Source organism: Streptomyces sp. NTD107 (assembly GCF_059510435.1).
Window position 1 is genome coordinate 1 of record NZ_JCAJZV010000022.1, and the last position, 16516, is coordinate 16516.

A 16516-nucleotide genomic window follows, 5' to 3' on the forward strand; every position below is an offset into this window, starting at 1 on the left:
ACGGGCAAGGCCGCGGCAGCAGGGACCAGCTGATCCAGCCAGCGGTTCAGCCGTCGCTCCACCTCAAGCGCCTCTTCGGCGCCGAGGAGGCTTTCCGCCACCCACACAACTACTTCGTCTCCTCCTTCCGCGAGATCACCACCGTCGATGTACACCCGGCCGCCATGAGGAATGGATGGCACAAGCACGACGCGGACTCGCATACAAGCCCCCTACCTGGAGTTCGCCGCCCCCTGGGGTGCGTGAAATCAGATCATAGAATTGGGGAGGTTTGGTATAGGAGTCGAGATTAAATCCGCAAGTCGCTTACTCATTTGAGTTTTGACGGCCCATCAGAATTCGCCGAATCTCACGCTGAGCCTGGGCCCATTCGCGCAGATCTGCCCGCACCTGCTCCGGAGTCGCCGCTTCACCCGCCCCGCGTTCCACCACAAGGGTCATGACGGCAGCACCCCCGTCGCTCCTCAGGTCCATGACGTCGCTGTCCACGACCTCACCATCCAGCAACTCCTGGAGGACCCGCTGCGGCAGGCGCTCCACCAGGGCGGCGGCAATCTCCATCGCGGCGCGGTTTCCGTCGCCTCCAGGGCGCTCGCCGACCGGCGCTTCCAACGGGGTCGGCTCGCCGCCGGCAAGCGCGGCCTCAACCGACCCATCGGCCCATCCCACCTCCCGGGCGTATGCCCGGATGGTCGCCGTGACGCGCGAGACTCCCCCGTTCTCGATCAGACGCAGGGTGTTGCGCTTCACGCCGATGCGCTCGCCCAGCTCCTCCTGCGTCAATCCGAGGCCGTTCCGGGCCGTACGCAGGCGTGCACCCAGTCGTGCCCAGTCGTATCCCATGGACGTACATGATGCCGCACGCCATGCAACGTAGCGAGCGCTACAGGGGCTCATGACCAGCGCATGGGGAGCATTTTTGACGCGCAGGTGTTGCATGTAGCCACATCATCACCACATGTCACATCGCGGGAGCGCGCCAGGTCGCCCCTGTGATGCATCGAAATAATGCACATGGGGGTTGCGTGCATCGCCATGCAGCGCTATATCTTGAGCCGTGACACCGAACGGCACCGCTATAAAAGCGCTTCGTGGGGCTCGAAATATGAGCATTCGACGCGTCGCCCAACTGGCTGACTGCGCCCCGTCCCATCTCTCACGCCTCGAACGGGGCCAGGCCGGAGCAGGGGAGCAGACGCTTCGCCGCCTGGCGCGTGCGCTGAAGGTGCCGGTCGCCGCGATCAATCGAGAGGAGCAGCCGTGACCGAAGCGACCAGTTCGCAGAAGCGGCCGCGGGAGTCGGACGAACTCCAGCACTACTCCGTCCAGGAGGCCGCCGACATTTTGGGCGTTTCGAAACGATGGCTCGCTGGTCAGGCCGCCGCCCGCGCGGTCAAGTGCACGTACCTGGGCGGCCGAATCCTGCGCTTCACGGAGGAGCACATCCGCGCCATCTCACGGGCCGGTGAAGTCCACCCGGCCAAGCGCGGGCGCCGCACGGCCGTCTGACCCGCACCCGAAGACGTGGGGCTGCTCCCGTACTGGCCGGTCCAGGAGCAGCCCCCGATCCACCACCCCAACCAAGTCGAAAGAGAGGTGGACCGTGTCCACATCTTCCCAGAACAGACCCCCCGACGGTTCCCGCGATCAGCTGATGCGAGCGTTCGCGGCGGCCGAGGACTTGTCGTCGCTGTCCCCGATCGCCCCGTACGCGGTGGAGGCCACGGCGCACGCCGAGGTGCGGGTGCACTTCGGCGGTGCGGATGGCGTCCGGCAGTTGGCAGCGGCGCTCGGCGCGCCGACCCGCATGACGCCCCGGGTGAGCGGCGCCACGGGCAAGGCCATCCTGGAGTGCACCGCCAAGGGCGTGCACCGGGGTGTGCGGTGGCTGGCGTGGGCGCAGGGTCCGGCGGCGGATGACGGCCAACCGGAGGTCATCACGTCGGCGGACGGTACGGCCTGGTATCGCACGGGATACGACTCGGAGTCGTGCAGCGCGCTGTACGCGATCGTGCCGGGGGCGCCGGCGGAGGTGTCCGCGCCGGTGGAGGAGGTGCTGGCGGCGTTCGCCGAGCAGCGCCACCAGCTGGACGACGCCGATGGCGACTTCGCCCGGCTGGTTCCGGGTGCGGTCCTGGTCCCGGGTTCGGTGTATGCCGGGGGTGCCCGGTGACGAAGAAGAAGGCGTTGACGGCGGCGGCCGGTCTTGCGGCTGCGCTGCGGGCAGTGGAGCAGCGGCAGGCCGGATTCATAGGCCCGCGCACGGTCGGCACGGTGCTGGAGACCGCGCTGCGGCCGCTGCTCCAGGGGGCGCCGGTGGGCGGCACCTGGTCGGGCTCGGTCGTCAGTCCGCCGGACCAGGACGGCGGGCGGACTCTGATCCCCGGCTCGGCGGACGGTATCAACGTGGCCGTCACGGTGCTGCCGGAGGACCGGCGGCGGCTGGGCCTGCTCCTGCTCGGCGTCACCCCGCCCGGTGAGGGCGATGCGGCGTGCGTGGTGTGCGGCTGTACGGAGGATGCCGCCTGCCCGGGCGGCTGCTCCTGGGTGCCGAATTCGGTGATGGCTGACCTGTGCAGCCGTTGCGCCGAGGTCTGCCCGACGCCTCTCTGCGGCACGTCGGCCGACCTTGATGGCTCCGACCCGTTGTTGACCGGCTGGATCCGGGTGGAGGTCGCCGGCGCCGAGGGCCCCGCGCGGTGGGTGTGCTCGCCGCGCTGCGCCATGGCCGTGATGGGCGAGGACGGTGACGAGATCGCCCGTACGGACGGCGCGCAGGTGACGGCGGAGCACCCGCCGGCGGTCCGCGTGGTCCTCGCCGGCGAGGACGGCGGCGACGCGACGGTGACGCTGGAGGGCTGGGATCTGGTGCGGCTGGCTGTACCGACGTACGCCCCGGGCCGGTCGCTGATGCAGCTCGGCGGCTGGGCCGCCTCCGGGTGCGAACTGGCGGGCCGGATGCGGCTGGTGCGCGCGACGATCCCCGACTCCGCCGAGGCGTTCGAGGACATCGACGTCCACGTGGACACCACCTTCCACGGCGGTCCCCGTCCGTACGTCCGTATCCAGTGGCCCTCGCCCGCGCCGGGGAGTGAGGTCTGATGGCCGCCCTCGCCGAGGAGGCGTACCTCCCCTGGAATGCGCTGACGCACTTCTTCGGGTGCGCGGCGCCGCGTTGGGAGGTGGATGTTCGTACGGAGCGGGATGTGCCCTGGTCGCGTCAGCATGCGGACGGGCCGCCGGAGCACCGGTGCCCGAACTCCGACTGCCAGCACGGGCCCCGGTTCGACCGGGTGACGGTGCGGGTGGTGTGCCGGGCCTGCGGCCGTGCCCACGTCATCCGGGGCGAAGAGCACACGCAGGACGACACGACCACCTCCCGCCTGGGGTACGGGCAGACCCCGCGCCGCATCGCCGGTCTGGTGCTGTGGCCGGGGCCCCCGCTCCTGTACCGGGCGGGTGCCGAGCCGCACGAGTACCTGGTCACCCGTACGCGGGTGGAGCGGGTGGCGGAGGCGGACGTGGCCGGCCTGATCGGCCAGGCGTTCGGGCCGCGCGGCGGCACCGTGTGGTGGGCGGTCGCCGTGCCGGACCCGAACGGGCCGTACGGCACCCGCCGCATGCGGCACCGCGTCGAGGGCCTGCGATCGTTGCGGGCCGCCGCGAAGTGGGCCGCCGCTCGGCTCGATGAGGCGGACGCGAGGTGAGCGCGCTCGGCTGGGCCTCCCTCGCGCTCCTGGTCCTCATCACCGCCGCCGGTGCCGCGTTCATCGTCGCCGGGTCGCTGCGGGGCCGGCAGCCCGACCTGGACGCCGACGCGCACCGGGCGTGGCTGGAATCCCTGCGACAGGACCGGCCGCCGAAGTGACCCCGGATCAGCTGGCGGTGGCCGCCACGGTGTGCAGCGCACTCGCGCTCGCCCTGGTGGCCGCCGCCCTGATCACCCGCCGCCGCTGACCTGGACGCAGCCCCCATTCCCCGGTTGCGGCGGCCGCCATCTTCTTCTTCCATCCGAACGTTGAGGAGGTCGCGATGCGCGACACCCGACTGAACACGCCGGATGTCTCCGGCTGTCCCGACTGCCAGGGCACCGGCACCTGGAGCCTGTACGGCTCCACCGGCGTGTGCAGCTGCACCCAGGCCCGGCTGCGCCTGCTGATCGGCCGGGCCGACGACCACCGCCGCCGCGCCCTGGTACTGACCGACACCCCCCGGCCCGGCTGCTCCCTGTGCGGAGGATCCGGCGGCTGGCCCGAGGACTACGGCGAGTACGGCGGCACCAACGACGTGGTGTGCCCCTGCTGGGACCCCAACCGCCGCCGAACCCTGCTGCCCCTCCCGCGGCTGCCCCGCGCGCTGCGCCGCCGACACCCGGACACGGACCCCTGGACGGTCGGCTACTCCCAGGAACCGCCGTTCTGATGAAGGGGAATAACACCCGCCGCCGGCTGCGCGCCGTACCCGCCCCCGCGCCGCCGCCGAAGTCCCGGACCGAACGCGCCGCCCTCGCCCACGCCCTGCGCGCCGGTGGCGCGAGCCTGCGCGCCATCGCCGACCAGCTCGGCGTCGGCAAGGACACCATCCGCCGCGATCTGGCACAGCCGGATGAGACACCGCAGGAGACCGATACCCCGATGCGACACGACGATGAGACACCGCAGGAGACGTCGCGCGACACCGCGCCGCCGGACACGCCGCCGGGCACCGGCGGCGAAGTACACGAGACGCCGGAAGCGACGCCCGGCATGCCGTCGCGCGACACCGTGCCGGGCAGCACCACCGGCACCGCCCCCGGTACCCCGGCCAATGCGACACCGATGCCGCCCAGGGCCGCGGTATTCACGCGGTCCGACGGCCCGCCCGTCGCCGGCTCCCTGCTGGTGCTGACGGTTGACGACGACTTCGCCCACGATCTGGCCGCCCTCGCCGCCGCCGGGCGCGCCGCTGACGCCGGAATCCGTATGGCGGTCGGAATGCTCGCCGAGACCTACCGGGAGGCGTGGCAGTTCGGCGAGTACCCGTACCCCGTGCCCGCCAGGGTGATCGGCCTCCAGTACGTCCCCTACACCCCCCGCTGATCGAGGAACGCCCTGATGATGACGGCCGCGCCGGACACTGCCGCAGCACCCGCTGCCGCAGCGGTCCGGCGCGGCCGCGTCTGCGTGCCCTGGCGCCTCATATCCACCGGCCACTACGACGGCGCCGCACTGGCGCTGTACATCAAGGTGACCTCGCTGGCCCGGCGCCCGGAGCGGTGCACAGCGAAGGTGGACACGCTCGCCGGGTGGCTGGGCATGTCGAAGAGCGGCACCGAGCGCGCACTGCGACAGCTCACCACCCCGTGCCCGGAGGGGGTCATCGAGGTGGCCACCGTTCGCCGAACGAAGCCGGGCGGCATCGGCGAGAGCGCCTGGCGCTGCCCGCGCCCGCTGTCCGCCGGCGAACTGTTCGTCTGGCTGCCGGTGGCGGCCGCGGGCTGCCTGGCGCCCCGCGAGCTGCTGCTGTACGCCGCGATCACATACGCCACCGCCCGCCGGATACCCATCACCGACACCGAGCTGGCCCAGCTTTGCGCGGTGACGCCCCGCCACATCGCCACCCTCCGGCGCCGGCTGGCCGCCTTGGGTTGGATCACCATCCACCCCCGCGCCGGACACCAGGGCCGCCACCTCTACACCGTCCACCCCCATCCCCTCCAGCCCGTCCTCCCCACCCCCGAGGACACCACCGCCCCCGAACTCCACGACGGATCCGGTCCGGAGCTGGGTGACGGATCCCTCGCGAAAGCGGAAGACCACGTTACTGACGGACGGGCCCGCGCAGCGGCCCCTTCATCGGAGGCCGGATCATCATCCCGCCGTAGGCGAGACCCGGTAGTAGCGCGAGAGGCTGTGGAAAACCCCGCCGCGCTCCGTGCCAGACCCCACCACCCGGCACCCGTACCCGGCCCCGCGGCGTTGGCGACGTACACCGGCCCCGGGCTGCAAATCTCGCCCCGGGTCTGGCAGGTGCTGGAGCCGGTACGGGACCTGCTGCCCGGGATCGCCGCGTGGCCGCTGCGCCGCGCCGCCCGCGACATCGGCCGCCAGCTGGACGAGTTCGGCGCCCACATGGAGCCCGGGGCCGCGATCGAGCGGATGCGTCAGCGGATCGAACGGCACCGCGCCCTGGCCGCCGAGGAGATCCGCGACCCGGGCCGCTGGCTCCTCGGTGCCGCCATCAACTCCTGGGGCTGCCAGTTGGCCGCCTGCGAGGAGGGGCGCCTCTGGAACACCTGGGAGCCGTGCGGGGTGTGCGCGGACCTGCGGGCCGCCGCTCGCGCCGCCGTGGCTGCCCCGCCCGCGCCCCCGCCGCCGTTGCCGCGGCCGCACCTCGCATCCGCCGCTCCGCCGGCGGCCGCCCAACCCCCTCCGCCACGCCCCGCCGCGGACATCCGGCTGCGGTACTGCGCGTGCGGAGTGCAGATCGCCGCCGTACCCGGCCGCACCGAGTGCGCCCGGTGCCGAACACCGACAACCCCCCGCGGCCGCCACCGGCGCCCACTCACCACCAACACCTGACGAGAGGACCCGATATCCCGTGCTCACCCCCCAGTGCCGCGCGTGCGCCGCCCCGATCATCTGGGCCGTCACACCCCGCCAGCAGCGCATGCCCCTGAACGCCCTGCCCGACAGCACCGGCAACGTCGCCGTTCACCGCGACGTCGCCGGCCGACTCCGCGCCCGCGTCGTCTCCAGCGAACGCCCCACCCTCGAAGGGTCGGAGCGGCTGCACATGCCGCACTTCGCCAGCTGCCCCGCCCGCCAGGGAGCGCGGCGATGACCGCCCGCCTCCAGATCGAGATCGCGTGCGACGGCCCACCCGGTGACCTTCGCTGCCCCGAGGCCGCCACCACGTCCCTGCCCCACCAGGCCACGCCATCCCAGATACGCCGCGCACGGCGCGCGGACGGCTGGCGCACCCGCCGCCGCCGCGCCGACGCCCTGCTGGACCTGTGCCCCACCTGCGCCCGGCCCACCACCCCGGCCCCGCCGCGCCCCCTGCCCCCGCCCGCCGACCCGTCCGCCCTGGAGCTGCTGGAGGCACTGCCCACCGGCACCTGGGGCGGCCCCCGCCCAGCCCCCGCGCCGGACACCCCGCAGCAGCAGGCCGCCCGCCGCGCCACCCTCACCGCAGCCCTCGGAACCGGACCGAAAAGTGAAATCGAACACCTGAACGGAGCAGCATGACCACCCCGATCGAACAGCAGGACACCGCCACCGCCCTGGAGGCCGTCCGCGCCCAGCTGGTCACCGTGACGGAAGCCCTGGGCGAGACGTGCCGCGCCCTGCGTGCCTTGGACCGGCAGGCGCTGCTCCATCAGGACCTGGTGGAGGCCACCGAGCATGGTGCTCGCCTCGCCCGCTACCTCATCGCCGCCCAGGACGCCGCCAACGCCCCCGACTGGCCCTCCCTGCCCGCCACCATCACCGAGCTGAGAGGCGGTACCCAGTGAGCACGCCCGAAGTCGCCCGGCTGCGGGGCGAGCTGGCCGCCACCCGGCAACAGCTCGCCGTGCAGAACGCGGTCCTGGACGTCGTCGCCCTGGAGCTCAACGAGTGGACCGCTGCCAGCCTCGGCATCGTCCGCGCCGCCGTGAACAGCCTCACCCCCGGCCCGCCCGGCCCCGCGCCGGTCGGCGAGGACGGCCCCACCACCACCCACCACCACCTCGCCTACCTCCAGCACCAGGTCCAGCACATAGACCCGGCGCTCACCGCCGCCGACGGAATCCGCAACCGCATGCAGCGCCGCGGCTGGCACCCCGCCGTCATAGACCAAGTCGCCGGCAGCTGGCTCGCGCACCAGTTGGCCAGCCACACCACCCCACCCCCCGCCTAACCCCCTCGTGCGCCTGCGATCGCCCCCACGCAAAGGCAGGCGCGCGTCTACCATCCGGCACCGACAGCCGACGCCGCGCCGAACTGGACGCCATCGACGCCGAAGACGACGACACGGCCCGGGCCATCACCGCCCGCAACCGCGCAGTCCTCCCCGCGCAGGACCAGGACAACGACGACCCCCGCAGTGAATCCCCGACGGCCCCGCCCCCGCTGGGCTGCTACAGCCCTCCCCCACGCCTCACCCGGTGGGGCCGCCGTCCAGCCCGGCGGCCCCACCGCAAACAGCACGAGGAGCGCACCATGGCGACCTGCACCACCTGCCCCCGCACCTTCCAGCCGAGCGAGGCCAGCCGCGCCGCCTGCTGGCCCTGCACCCGCCGAACCCGCAGCTGGCTCGCCGAAATCCCCCGTCACCAGCCCCTGCTCGCCGCGAGCCTCCACCGCGACCGGCCCGCCCCCGGCCCCATCCCCCGCCACACCCACGGCGGCTCGCGGCCACCGGCCCGAGAAGACGTCCTGAGCTTCACCGGCCCCGCCGCCCCCGGCACCATCCGACCCGGCCACCCCGGCGACCAGGACGGCCGCGAACCGATCGCCGGCGTTCTCGCGTCCTGGGCGGACGCCATCGCCGCCGAACGCGGCCTGGACCGCCCCCACCACCGCGTCCCCGTACCCGAACTCGCCAACTGGCTGGATACCCACCTGGACTACGCCGCCCACCGGGAATGGTGGCCCGCGTTCACCGCCGAGCTGCGCGACGTCGTGCACCGCTGCCGCGCCATCACCCGCACCCAACCCCGCCGCATACCGCTCCCCACGCCGTGTATCTGCGGGGCGTTCGGCCTGGTCGCGGAGGACTGGGCCGACTGGATCGAATGCACCGTCTGCACGCGGCTGTACAGCGACGAGGAATACAAGCAGCACGCCGCCTCCGTACTACCGCCACTCCATCGGACTGCGCTCTCGATGGTGGTGGCGAGCTGGGAAAGTCGTGAACACCCGGAAACGCGGGAGGGGCCCCCACCAAGGTGAGGGCCCCAGCGACCTAGTCCTACAAGTGCCATACGCCGAACGTGCGGAACTCCAGATCTACGGATGGCAGAGCAAGAACAGCCGCGACGCCGAGTGCGTAGAGGCCGCCGACGGGCGCCGCTGCCACGGCGGTCGTCATCAACACCGCACGACGACGTGACGGCCTCCGGATGGAGATAGTGCAGAGTGCAGCCAGGTAACCGCCATCACGACGACGACCCGGCGGGAGGTGTGACATCATGTCTCCCTGTCAGGTTGCTAACAAGCTGACACCACCCGACCTGAAGAATCTTTCCACGGATGCCAGGCCGGGCCAGAGAGCGGGCCGCTGGCCCGCTCTCTGCGTGTCGGGATGACCATACAGCGTCACCAACTGCCATTCACAATCGGTGCCTGACTGGCTGACAGGTATTCCGGAATACCTTGGCTGACCCGGCCTCAACCTTGCACAAGACGTCCTGTCTTCCAAGACAACTAGTTGAGTGGCCCCGCTCGGCCCTAGGGGCCGCTGACTTAAGTCAAGGACGCTGACAGCCATCGGCCGATCTCCGCTGGCACTTCTTGTGTTCCACCGGCGCGCCTTCTGGCATCACTGCTGGTCGCCGGACTTCCCACACGAGGAAACCGTGCACCCAGCCTTACCCCATGGGGTAAGGCTGGGTGCACGGTTGGGCGCCCAGCTGGCCAGCCATCCAGCAGCAAAGTAATCCCTCATCGAGGTGGAAAAATCACTCGATTCGCACAAACAAAATGGATCAGTTCTTCCGTCACCTTTCCAGGATGCCCTTGTGGAATTTCTTCAGGCGGACTGTGTCAATTAAGCGTCGGAATCTTATTCAGGCCCTCGATGACTTCGCCGCATGGCAACTTATGACAAATAGAAAATGAAAGTATCGTGCATTGCGCCATGAAACAAGATTTGGAAGGACGGCTGGAAGACTGCCAGGTCAAAGCCAACTGCCCTGGTGATCAAATCTCCCAGCCCGACGCTTCTGGACGACGGGGCGCGGAGTGTAGCGCAGGTGTCTACGAGTAGGAACTTGCAGTAGTCGGGCCAAATCAACGTCATCGACCGTCGGGAATCACCTAGCTCCGGCCGCCGAGCAGCAAAATGGAGGGGGGGGCGGCTTGCCAAGATCGTGGCCTGGCGTCACACTGACGCCAACACCAAACGCATGCCCGCGGCCCTGCCATACCGGCGGGGCCGTACTTGTTCCAGAACGCTGAGGACCCATGTTCACCACCACCGAGGCGGCCGCTCTGGTTGGCTCCTGGCGCCACTCGATATCCGGTGGTCGCGCCCCCAGCGTCACGCCCGACACCATCCGCCAGTGGAAGCGCCGCGGCCACCTGAAACCCACCGGCCTGGACCACCACGGCCACCCCCTCTACAGCCAGGCCGCACTCGCCCGCGCCGAGAAGGCCACCCGCGGCCGCGCGCTGCGCCTGGTCGGCCTGCCCGAGACCACCCGAGAGGCAGCCTGAGCCAGCACACCATCACCGCCACACGCGAAGTGGACGCCGGCGAGCCCATCAAGGGGTGCCACCACCGGCTGGTGCACCCTGGTCTGTTGCTGCGGCTACACCGCTCGTCCAACAGGCGGCGAGCTGCCCGGCCACCCGCATCTGCGGCTGTGCCGGCATGCCAACCGGGCGGTGAGGGTCACGACTCCGTCACATTACCCACACGCTGCCCACTGACCCGACAGGCTGTGTCCATGCCCAAGACACCGAACGGCCCGGCGCGCCCGGGGTTGAAGAAGCTGGCCATCATCCTCTGGTCCGTGCTGGGGGTGGTCCTGGTGGTGGCCGTCATCGGCGCGATCGTCGGCGGAGACGAGGAGAAGAAGCCGACGGCCGCCGAGCAGGAACTGACGGAGGAGCAGCGCGAGGAAGCCCAGGAGCGGGCCGGTATCCCGCCGGAACCGGACGAGGCCACCGCCGCGGCGTACGTCGCAGCGCTGGAGGCGATCGACCCGGACATCGTCCACGGCAAACCGGAGAAGGTGATCGACCGGGGCCGCAGCCAGTGCCAGACCATCGGCAGCTACCCCGATGACCGCGAGCACCAGCTGGCCCAGGCCGAGATCCGGTTCAGCTCGCCCAGCAACCCGGAGGGCTTCGGGCCGGACGTGGCCGAGCAGATCGTGGACATCGTGCACGAACACATCTGCCCCACCTACTGATCGCCGCCCCGGGTGAACATCCCCGGGGTTCAACAACCCCCGGGGGTGCTCAACGCCCCGGGGGTTTCTCATGCCCCCGGGCTGGAGGTGGACGTGGCCAGCCACAGAGCGCGACACCGAACCGGCCGACCGGCACGCAGAGCACGCGAGCAGATGTTCGCTGTCTACGGGGACACCTGCCACCTGTGCGGGCACCCAGGCGCGACGGACGCTGATCATCTGATCCCGATCAGCGTGGACCCTGATCAAGACCCCGCCGATCCCCACGCCCTCCGGCCGGCGCATGGAGCGACGTCGCCATGTGCCACGTGTGGACGACGGTGCAACACGGAGCGCGGAGCCGGACCGATCACCAAGACGTTGCGGACGTCCGAGCCCTGGTGACTCCCCGTTGCCCCGCGCCGTCGCTGAATTTTTTGGAGCGGCCCGCTGGCTGACCCCGCGCCCACTCTTCCGTTTCTCTCCCCGCCCGTTCCACGGGCCCGGCGCGTGGTCACGGAGGGTGGTGTGTGCTGGTGGCGGACGTGGTGGACGCTGCTGGGTCGGGCGACCGGCGCCAGTTGCTGGAAGCGGTCCGGGATCGGCTTGCCGAGGAACTGCTGGCGGCCGAGGGCCGCGACGTCGCCGCTCTGGCGAAGGAGCTGCGGGCGACCGTGGCCGAGCTGGAGTCCCTGCCCGGCGGCAAGGAGGTGAGCCCCCTTGATGACCTCGCAGCTCGCCGTGAGGCGCGGCGCGCAGAAGCCGCGGGTAGCTAACTTCCCGTCGGCCAGCAGTAGCGCGGCGCCGGAGTTCATCGACCTCGCTGCATCCGCCGGCCTCCACCTGGACCCGTGGCAGCAGTACGTGTTGACGCACGGCCTGGGCGAGCGGCCGGACGGATCGTGCGCAGCGATGAAGTGCAGCGTGTGGGTGCCACGCCAGAACGGGAAGGGCGCCATCATCGAGGCACTGTCCCTCGGCTGGCTGTTCCTCACCCGCGAGCGGCTGATCCTCCACTCCGCGCACGAATTCAAGACGGCGCAGGAAGCCTTCATCCGGCTGAAGGAGCTGATCCAGTCCACCCCGGACCTGGAGAAGCGCGTGCTCCGGATCCGCGAGGCCAACGGCGAGCAGGGCATCGAACTCACCCGGCAGGCCGGCGGCGGCCGGCTGCGGTTCATCGCCCGGTCCCGAGGGAGCGGCCGCGGCTTCTCGGGCAACAAGAACATCATCGACGAAGCGCAAGAGGCCACCGCCCAGCAGATGGCCGCGATGCTCCCGACTCTCAGCGCGCAACCCGACCCCCAGGTCTGGTACTTCGGCACGCCACCGGAGGACCCGGCCGCCTGGTGCTACGGACTGCGCGCGGACGGCGAGGCCGGCAACGTGCCGAGGCTGGCGCACTTCGACTGGGGACAGGACCTCGATCCCACCGAGCCGTCCGATGTCCGCCACGGCCTGACCGATCGCGACCTCTGGTACGCGGCGAACCCCTCGCTCGGCATCAGGATTTCTGACGACTTCGTAGAGGGCGAAGCCAAGCCCAGCGGCCTGGGCGAACGCTTCCTGCCGGAGCGGCTGGGGGTGTGGCTGCCGCGTGCGACCGAGGGGCCCGGCGTGGTGGACCTGGACCAGTGGGCCGCCCTGGCGGACGAGGAGTCCCGGCGGTCCGGGGCGGTGGCGATGGCGCTGGATATCACCCCGTCCCGGTCTCATGCGGCGATCTCCGTGTACGGGCTGCGCGCGGACGGCCTGGGTCACGCGGAGGTGATCGAGCACCGGCCGGGCACGGACTGGGTGGTGGAGCGCCTGGTGCAGCTCGCCGCCCGGCACCGGCCGGTGGGCATCGGCCTGGACGTCAAGGGCCCGGCCGGCTCCCTGCTGACGGACCTGCGCAAGCGCGGCCTGGTCCCGCCCGACGATGCTGAGCACCCGCAGCTGGGTCAGTTGGCGATCCCGACCGCGCAGGATGTGGCGGCCGGCTGCGGCCAGTTGGCGGACGCCGTGACCCAGGGCACGCTCCGGCACATCGGCCAGGACGTCCTGGAGACCGCCCTGCGCGGGGCGAAGACCCGCCCGCTGGGCGACGCGTGGGCCTGGGCCCGGCGGCTGTCCACGGTGGACATCTCGCCGCTGGTGTCGGTCACGCACGCCCGCTGGGTGTGGGAGACCCGCGCCCATCTGGTCGCGGAGTACGACGTCATGGACTCGGTCCTGTGAGGGGGTGTGGCCGTGCCTGTTCAGGGACCTGACGGCACCTGGTACGCGGGTGAGCCGCCACCGGTGAGCCGTGCCCGGCGGGTGCTGTCCTGGCTGACGGCGCCGGCGCGCTGGCTCGGCGGCGCCGCGAAGCGCGCGATCACCAGCCTGCCCTGGGCATCGGGCGGTCCGCAGATCGACGCCGGCGGCGACCGGGCGATGGGCCTGGTGGCCGTGTGGGCGTGCGTGCGGATCCTCTCGGACTCCGTCGCGTCGCTGCCGGTGCAGCTGTACCGGCGGAACGGCGCCCAGCGCGAACCGGTGTCCTACGTACCCGCCCTGCTGTGGGCGCCGGCCGCCCAGGATGACCTGTTCCAGTGGCTCCACAAGGCCGTCGTGTCCCTCGCGCTGCGGGGGAACGCCTACGGGCTGGTCACCCAGCGGGACGAGCTGGGCTACCCCGTGGCGATCGAGTGGCTGTCCCCGGACGACGTGTGGGTGGACGAGCAGCGGCCAACCGCCCCCGTCTACTACTGGCAGGGCCGCACAGTCCCGGCCGCCGATGTCGTGCACGTGCCCTGGATCGTGATGCCCGGCCGGGTGGTCGGGCTGTCGCCGGTGCAGGCGTTCGCCCGCACCATCGGCGTGGGCCTGGCCGCCACCGAGTACGGCGCGCGATGGTTCGAGGGCGGCGGCACCCCGCCCGCCACCATGAAGAACAGCCAGAAGACCATCGCCCCGGACCAGGCCGACGAAATCTCGGACCGGCTGATGGCCCGAATGCGCGCAGGCAAGCCGCTGGTGTACGGGGCCGACTGGGAGTTCGCCGCCCTCCAGGTCAACCCGGAAGAGAGCCAGTTCATCGAGACCATGCGGCTCAACGCGACGCAGATTTCGGCGATCTTCGGAGTGCCGCCGGAGAAAGTGGGCGGGGAGTCGGGCGGCTCCATGACCTACGCGAACGTCGAACAGGCCGCGATCGACTTCGTCACGTTCACGCTGGGGCCGTGGCTGGTGCGGCTGGAGTCCGTCCTGTCGAGTCTGATGCCCGGCAACGAGTTCGTGCGCTTCAACCGGGACGCGCTCATCCGCTCCGACACCCTGACCCGGTACCAGGCACACGGCGCCGCCCTGGACAAGCAGTGGCGCACCGTCAACGAGATCCGCGCCATCGAGGACCTGCCGCCGGTGCCGTGGGGCGACACCCCGAACCTCATCCCCGGCGCCCCGCCGGAGCAGCAGCAGGAGAAGCAGCAGGAAGGGCAGGGCTCATGAGCACATCGGAGCGACGGTTCACGGCCGGCCTGGTGGAGATCCGCGACGCCGGCGACGGCGCCGCGAAGCGCACGATCGGCGGGTACGCCGCGAAGTTCAACCGGCTGTCGCGGAACCTGGGCGGCTTCGTGGAGCGCATCGACCCCGGGTTCTTCGCCAAGAGCGCGGGGGACGGCTGGCCGGAGGTCCTGGCCCGATACAACCACGACGACAACCGGCTGCTGGGCACGACGGAGGCGGGGACGCTGCGCCTCGCCGTGGACGGCACCGGCCTGGACTACCAGGTGGACGTGCCGCACTCCCGGGAGGACGTCCTGGAGCTGGTCCAGCGCGGCGACGTCCGCCGCTCCAGCTTCGCCTTCTACACCTTCGAGGACGACTGGGACCTGACCGACGAAGGGTTCCCCCTGCGGACGCTGCTCGTCGGCCGCCTGGTGGACGTCGCCCCGGTCAACACCCCGGCCTACCCCGACACCGACACCTCGCTGCGGTCCCTCGCGGCGAAGGCAGACGCCGACCCGGCAGAGGTCCGCGCGGCTGCGGCCGCCGGCGAACTGGCCCGCTTCCTGGGCCCCAAGACCACCATCCCGAGCGGGCAGGGCGACCCCCACCCGCTCATCGCACTACGGCGGCGGCGCGCCGACTTGATGCAGCGCCGCGACATGTGAGGCAGGGCGCACCCCACCTCCCCACCCCGAACAACCCGGCACCGGCCACCGGCCGGCGCCTTGACGCGCCCTGGAGGGCACATGAACACGCACATCACCCGGCTCAAGGAGCGCCGCGCCAGCCTGTGGAGCGAGGCGAAGGCGCTGCTGGACACCGCCGAGGGCGAGAAGCGCGACCTATCCGCCGAGGAGAGCCAGCGGTGGGACGCGCTGAACGCCGACATCGACGCGATCGACGCGCGGGCGACCGAGCTGCACGAGGCCGAGCAGCGGCGCGCGGCCGCGGACGAGGCGTTCGACGCGCTGCTGGGGCGCCCGGCTGAGCGCCAGGCCCCGGAGCCGGAGGGCCTGGGCACGCAGTTCCGGCGCCTGGCCGCCGGCGAGATCCGCAGTGTGGAGGTGTCCCCGCCGCCCGGGGCGGAGGCCCGCGCGCAGAACAAGGGCACCGCGACGGCCGGCGGCAACACCGTGCCCACCTCCTTCTACGGCCGCCTGGTGGAGCACCTGGTGGAGGTGTCCGGCGTCATGACCGCCGGGCCCACCGTGCTCAACACCGCCTCCGGCGAGACGCTGGAGGTGCCCATCACCACCGACCACGGCAACGCCGCCCTGGTCGCGGAGGCCGGCACCATCCCCGAGGACGATGCCGCGTTCGGCAAGCGGACCCTGGGCGCCTACAAGTACGGCCGGCTGCTGAGCATCACGACCGAGTTGCTGTCCGACACGGGCGTGGATATCGAGGGCTACCTGGCGCGCACGGCGGGGCGGTCGCTCGGGCTGGCTCTGGGCGCGCACCTGATCACCGGTACGGGGACGAACCAGCCTCTGGGCGTGGCGACCACGGCCACCGCCGGCGTGACCGGCGCGGGCGCGGCGCCGACCGCGGATGAGCTGATCGACCTGTTCTACAGCGTCATCGCCCCCTACCGGGCGGCTTCGTCCTGCGGCTGGCTCCTCGCCGACAGCAGCGTCGCGGCGATCCGAAAGCTGAAGGACGGCAACGGCCAGTATCTGTGGCAGCCCTCCATCACGGTCGGCGCCCCGGACACCATCCTGGGCAAGGCCGTCCACTCCGATCCGTTCGTTCCAGCGGCCGCCGCCGGCGCGAAGAGCGTTCTCTTCGGGGACTTCGCGGCGTACTGGGTGCGGATGGCCGGCGCCCTGCGCTTCGAACGGTCGGACGAGTACGCGTTCAACCGGGACCTGACGACGTTCCGCGCGCTGCTTCGGGCGGACGCCATGACCGTGGACCAGACCGGCGCGATCAAGGCGTTCGTGGGCGGGGGCGAGTGAT

22 protein-coding genes are annotated in these 16516 nt (G+C 71.4%); 21 read left to right on the forward strand and 1 reads right to left on the reverse strand.

All coding sequences use genetic code 11. From position 1 onward, the window contains the following. Window positions 1-306 precede the first annotated feature (306 nt). Window positions 307-843: a helix-turn-helix domain-containing protein gene (locus AC5WRL_RS27145; protein WP_496091319.1), complete on the reverse strand. Its 537-nt coding sequence runs from the start codon at window positions 841-843 to the stop codon at window positions 307-309. A gap of 214 nt (window positions 844-1057) precedes the next feature. Between AC5WRL_RS27145 and AC5WRL_RS27150 the strand changes: the two genes are divergently transcribed. The 21 genes from AC5WRL_RS27150 (at window position 1058) to AC5WRL_RS27250 (ending at window position 16515) form a co-directional block, all read left to right on the forward strand. Next, window positions 1058-1264, forward strand: coding sequence for a helix-turn-helix domain-containing protein (locus AC5WRL_RS27150; RefSeq protein ID WP_496091320.1), 207 nt, complete (start codon window positions 1058-1060; stop codon window positions 1262-1264). Next, the gene (locus AC5WRL_RS27155; protein WP_496091321.1) at window positions 1261-1509 is read left to right on the forward strand and encodes a hypothetical protein; all 249 of its coding nucleotides are present in this window, start codon (window positions 1261-1263) and stop codon (window positions 1507-1509) included. Before AC5WRL_RS27150 ends, AC5WRL_RS27155 begins: the two co-directional genes overlap by 4 nt. Before the next feature lie 94 nt (window positions 1510-1603). Then, window positions 1604-2173, forward strand: a complete 570-nt coding sequence (locus tag AC5WRL_RS27160; protein ID WP_496091322.1) for a hypothetical protein — start codon at window positions 1604-1606, stop codon at window positions 2171-2173. Next, the gene (locus AC5WRL_RS27165) at window positions 2170-3102 is read left to right on the forward strand and encodes a hypothetical protein (RefSeq protein ID WP_496091323.1); all 933 of its coding nucleotides are present in this window, start codon (window positions 2170-2172) and stop codon (window positions 3100-3102) included. The genes AC5WRL_RS27160 and AC5WRL_RS27165 overlap by 4 nt, the downstream gene beginning before the upstream one ends. Then, window positions 3102-3707 carry a hypothetical protein gene (locus tag AC5WRL_RS27170; RefSeq protein ID WP_496091324.1) on the forward strand — a complete coding sequence of 202 codons (606 nt, stop codon included), beginning with the start codon at window positions 3102-3104 and terminating at the stop codon, window positions 3705-3707. Before AC5WRL_RS27165 ends, AC5WRL_RS27170 begins: the two co-directional genes overlap by 1 nt. Next, complete coding sequence (locus AC5WRL_RS27175) at window positions 3704-3868, forward strand: hypothetical protein (RefSeq protein WP_496091325.1); 165 nt, start codon at window positions 3704-3706, stop codon at window positions 3866-3868. The genes AC5WRL_RS27170 and AC5WRL_RS27175 overlap by 4 nt, the downstream gene beginning before the upstream one ends. A gap of 164 nt (window positions 3869-4032) precedes the next feature. Continuing rightward, a complete protein-coding gene (locus tag AC5WRL_RS27180; protein WP_496091326.1) occupies window positions 4033-4422 on the forward strand; it encodes a hypothetical protein in 390 nt (129 codons plus the stop codon). Continuing rightward, complete coding sequence (locus AC5WRL_RS27185; RefSeq protein ID WP_496091327.1) at window positions 4422-5078, forward strand: hypothetical protein; 657 nt, start codon at window positions 4422-4424, stop codon at window positions 5076-5078. Before AC5WRL_RS27180 ends, AC5WRL_RS27185 begins: the two co-directional genes overlap by 1 nt. Window positions 5079-5093: 15 nt before the next feature. Next, a complete protein-coding gene (locus AC5WRL_RS27190; RefSeq protein ID WP_496091328.1) occupies window positions 5094-6560 on the forward strand; it encodes a hypothetical protein in 1467 nt (488 codons plus the stop codon). Between the two features lie 19 nt (window positions 6561-6579). Next, on the forward strand, window positions 6580-6822 hold the full coding sequence (locus tag AC5WRL_RS27195) for a hypothetical protein (protein ID WP_496091329.1): 243 nt from the start codon (window positions 6580-6582) through the stop codon (window positions 6820-6822). Next, entirely contained in the window at window positions 6819-7229 is a 411-nt protein-coding gene (locus AC5WRL_RS27200) for a hypothetical protein (RefSeq protein ID WP_496091330.1), read from the forward strand. Before AC5WRL_RS27195 ends, AC5WRL_RS27200 begins: the two co-directional genes overlap by 4 nt. Further along, a complete protein-coding gene (locus tag AC5WRL_RS27205) occupies window positions 7226-7495 on the forward strand; it encodes a hypothetical protein (protein ID WP_496091331.1) in 270 nt (89 codons plus the stop codon). The genes AC5WRL_RS27200 and AC5WRL_RS27205 overlap by 4 nt, the downstream gene beginning before the upstream one ends. Then, complete coding sequence (locus AC5WRL_RS27210; RefSeq protein WP_496091332.1) at window positions 7492-7881, forward strand: hypothetical protein; 390 nt, start codon at window positions 7492-7494, stop codon at window positions 7879-7881. Before AC5WRL_RS27205 ends, AC5WRL_RS27210 begins: the two co-directional genes overlap by 4 nt. A gap of 302 nt (window positions 7882-8183) precedes the next feature. Continuing rightward, complete coding sequence (locus AC5WRL_RS27215; protein WP_496091333.1) at window positions 8184-8915, forward strand: hypothetical protein; 732 nt, start codon at window positions 8184-8186, stop codon at window positions 8913-8915. Window positions 8916-10148: 1233 nt separating this feature from the next. After that, the gene (locus AC5WRL_RS27220) at window positions 10149-10400 is read left to right on the forward strand and encodes a MerR family transcriptional regulator (RefSeq protein ID WP_496091334.1); all 252 of its coding nucleotides are present in this window, start codon (window positions 10149-10151) and stop codon (window positions 10398-10400) included. 233 nt (window positions 10401-10633) lie between these two features. After that, window positions 10634-11101 (forward strand): hypothetical protein, encoded by a 468-nt coding sequence (locus tag AC5WRL_RS27225; protein WP_496091335.1) that lies wholly within the window; start codon window positions 10634-10636, stop codon window positions 11099-11101. A gap of 509 nt (window positions 11102-11610) precedes the next feature. Beyond that, on the forward strand, window positions 11611-11856 hold the full coding sequence (locus tag AC5WRL_RS27230; RefSeq protein ID WP_496091336.1) for a hypothetical protein: 246 nt from the start codon (window positions 11611-11613) through the stop codon (window positions 11854-11856). After that, on the forward strand, window positions 11804-13300 hold the full coding sequence (locus tag AC5WRL_RS27235) for a terminase large subunit domain-containing protein (RefSeq protein WP_496091337.1): 1497 nt from the start codon (window positions 11804-11806) through the stop codon (window positions 13298-13300). Before AC5WRL_RS27230 ends, AC5WRL_RS27235 begins: the two co-directional genes overlap by 53 nt. 12 nt (window positions 13301-13312) lie before the next feature. Continuing rightward, window positions 13313-14554 carry a phage portal protein gene (locus tag AC5WRL_RS27240; protein ID WP_496091338.1) on the forward strand — a complete coding sequence of 414 codons (1242 nt, stop codon included), beginning with the start codon at window positions 13313-13315 and terminating at the stop codon, window positions 14552-14554. After that, a complete protein-coding gene (locus tag AC5WRL_RS27245) occupies window positions 14551-15222 on the forward strand; it encodes an HK97 family phage prohead protease (protein WP_496091339.1) in 672 nt (223 codons plus the stop codon). Before AC5WRL_RS27240 ends, AC5WRL_RS27245 begins: the two co-directional genes overlap by 4 nt. Before the next feature lie 81 nt (window positions 15223-15303). Beyond that, window positions 15304-16515, forward strand: a complete 1212-nt coding sequence (locus AC5WRL_RS27250) for a phage major capsid protein (protein ID WP_496091340.1) — start codon at window positions 15304-15306, stop codon at window positions 16513-16515. Window position 16516: the final 1 nt, after the last annotated feature.

Coding starts and splice junctions, on each gene's coding strand:
- AC5WRL_RS27245 (WP_496091339.1), top strand. CDS start 14,551: ATGAGCACATCGGAGCGACGGTTCACGGCCGGCCTGGTGGAGATCCGC.
- AC5WRL_RS27205 (WP_496091331.1), top strand. CDS start 7,226: ATGACCACCCCGATCGAACAGCAGGACACCGCCACCGCCCTGGAGGCC.
- AC5WRL_RS27185 (WP_496091327.1), top strand. CDS start 4,422: ATGAAGGGGAATAACACCCGCCGCCGGCTGCGCGCCGTACCCGCCCCC.
- AC5WRL_RS27220 (WP_496091334.1), top strand. CDS start 10,149: ATGTTCACCACCACCGAGGCGGCCGCTCTGGTTGGCTCCTGGCGCCAC.
- AC5WRL_RS27180 (WP_496091326.1), top strand. CDS start 4,033: ATGCGCGACACCCGACTGAACACGCCGGATGTCTCCGGCTGTCCCGAC.
- AC5WRL_RS27200 (WP_496091330.1), top strand. CDS start 6,819: ATGACCGCCCGCCTCCAGATCGAGATCGCGTGCGACGGCCCACCCGGT.
- AC5WRL_RS27235 (WP_496091337.1), top strand. CDS start 11,804: ATGACCTCGCAGCTCGCCGTGAGGCGCGGCGCGCAGAAGCCGCGGGTA.
- AC5WRL_RS27190 (WP_496091328.1), top strand. CDS start 5,094: ATGATGACGGCCGCGCCGGACACTGCCGCAGCACCCGCTGCCGCAGCG.
- AC5WRL_RS27215 (WP_496091333.1), top strand. CDS start 8,184: ATGGCGACCTGCACCACCTGCCCCCGCACCTTCCAGCCGAGCGAGGCC.
- AC5WRL_RS27145 (WP_496091319.1), bottom strand. CDS start 843: ATGGGATACGACTGGGCACGACTGGGTGCACGCCTGCGTACGGCCCGG.
- AC5WRL_RS27250 (WP_496091340.1), top strand. CDS start 15,304: ATGAACACGCACATCACCCGGCTCAAGGAGCGCCGCGCCAGCCTGTGG.
- AC5WRL_RS27225 (WP_496091335.1), top strand. CDS start 10,634: ATGCCCAAGACACCGAACGGCCCGGCGCGCCCGGGGTTGAAGAAGCTG.
- AC5WRL_RS27170 (WP_496091324.1), top strand. CDS start 3,102: ATGGCCGCCCTCGCCGAGGAGGCGTACCTCCCCTGGAATGCGCTGACG.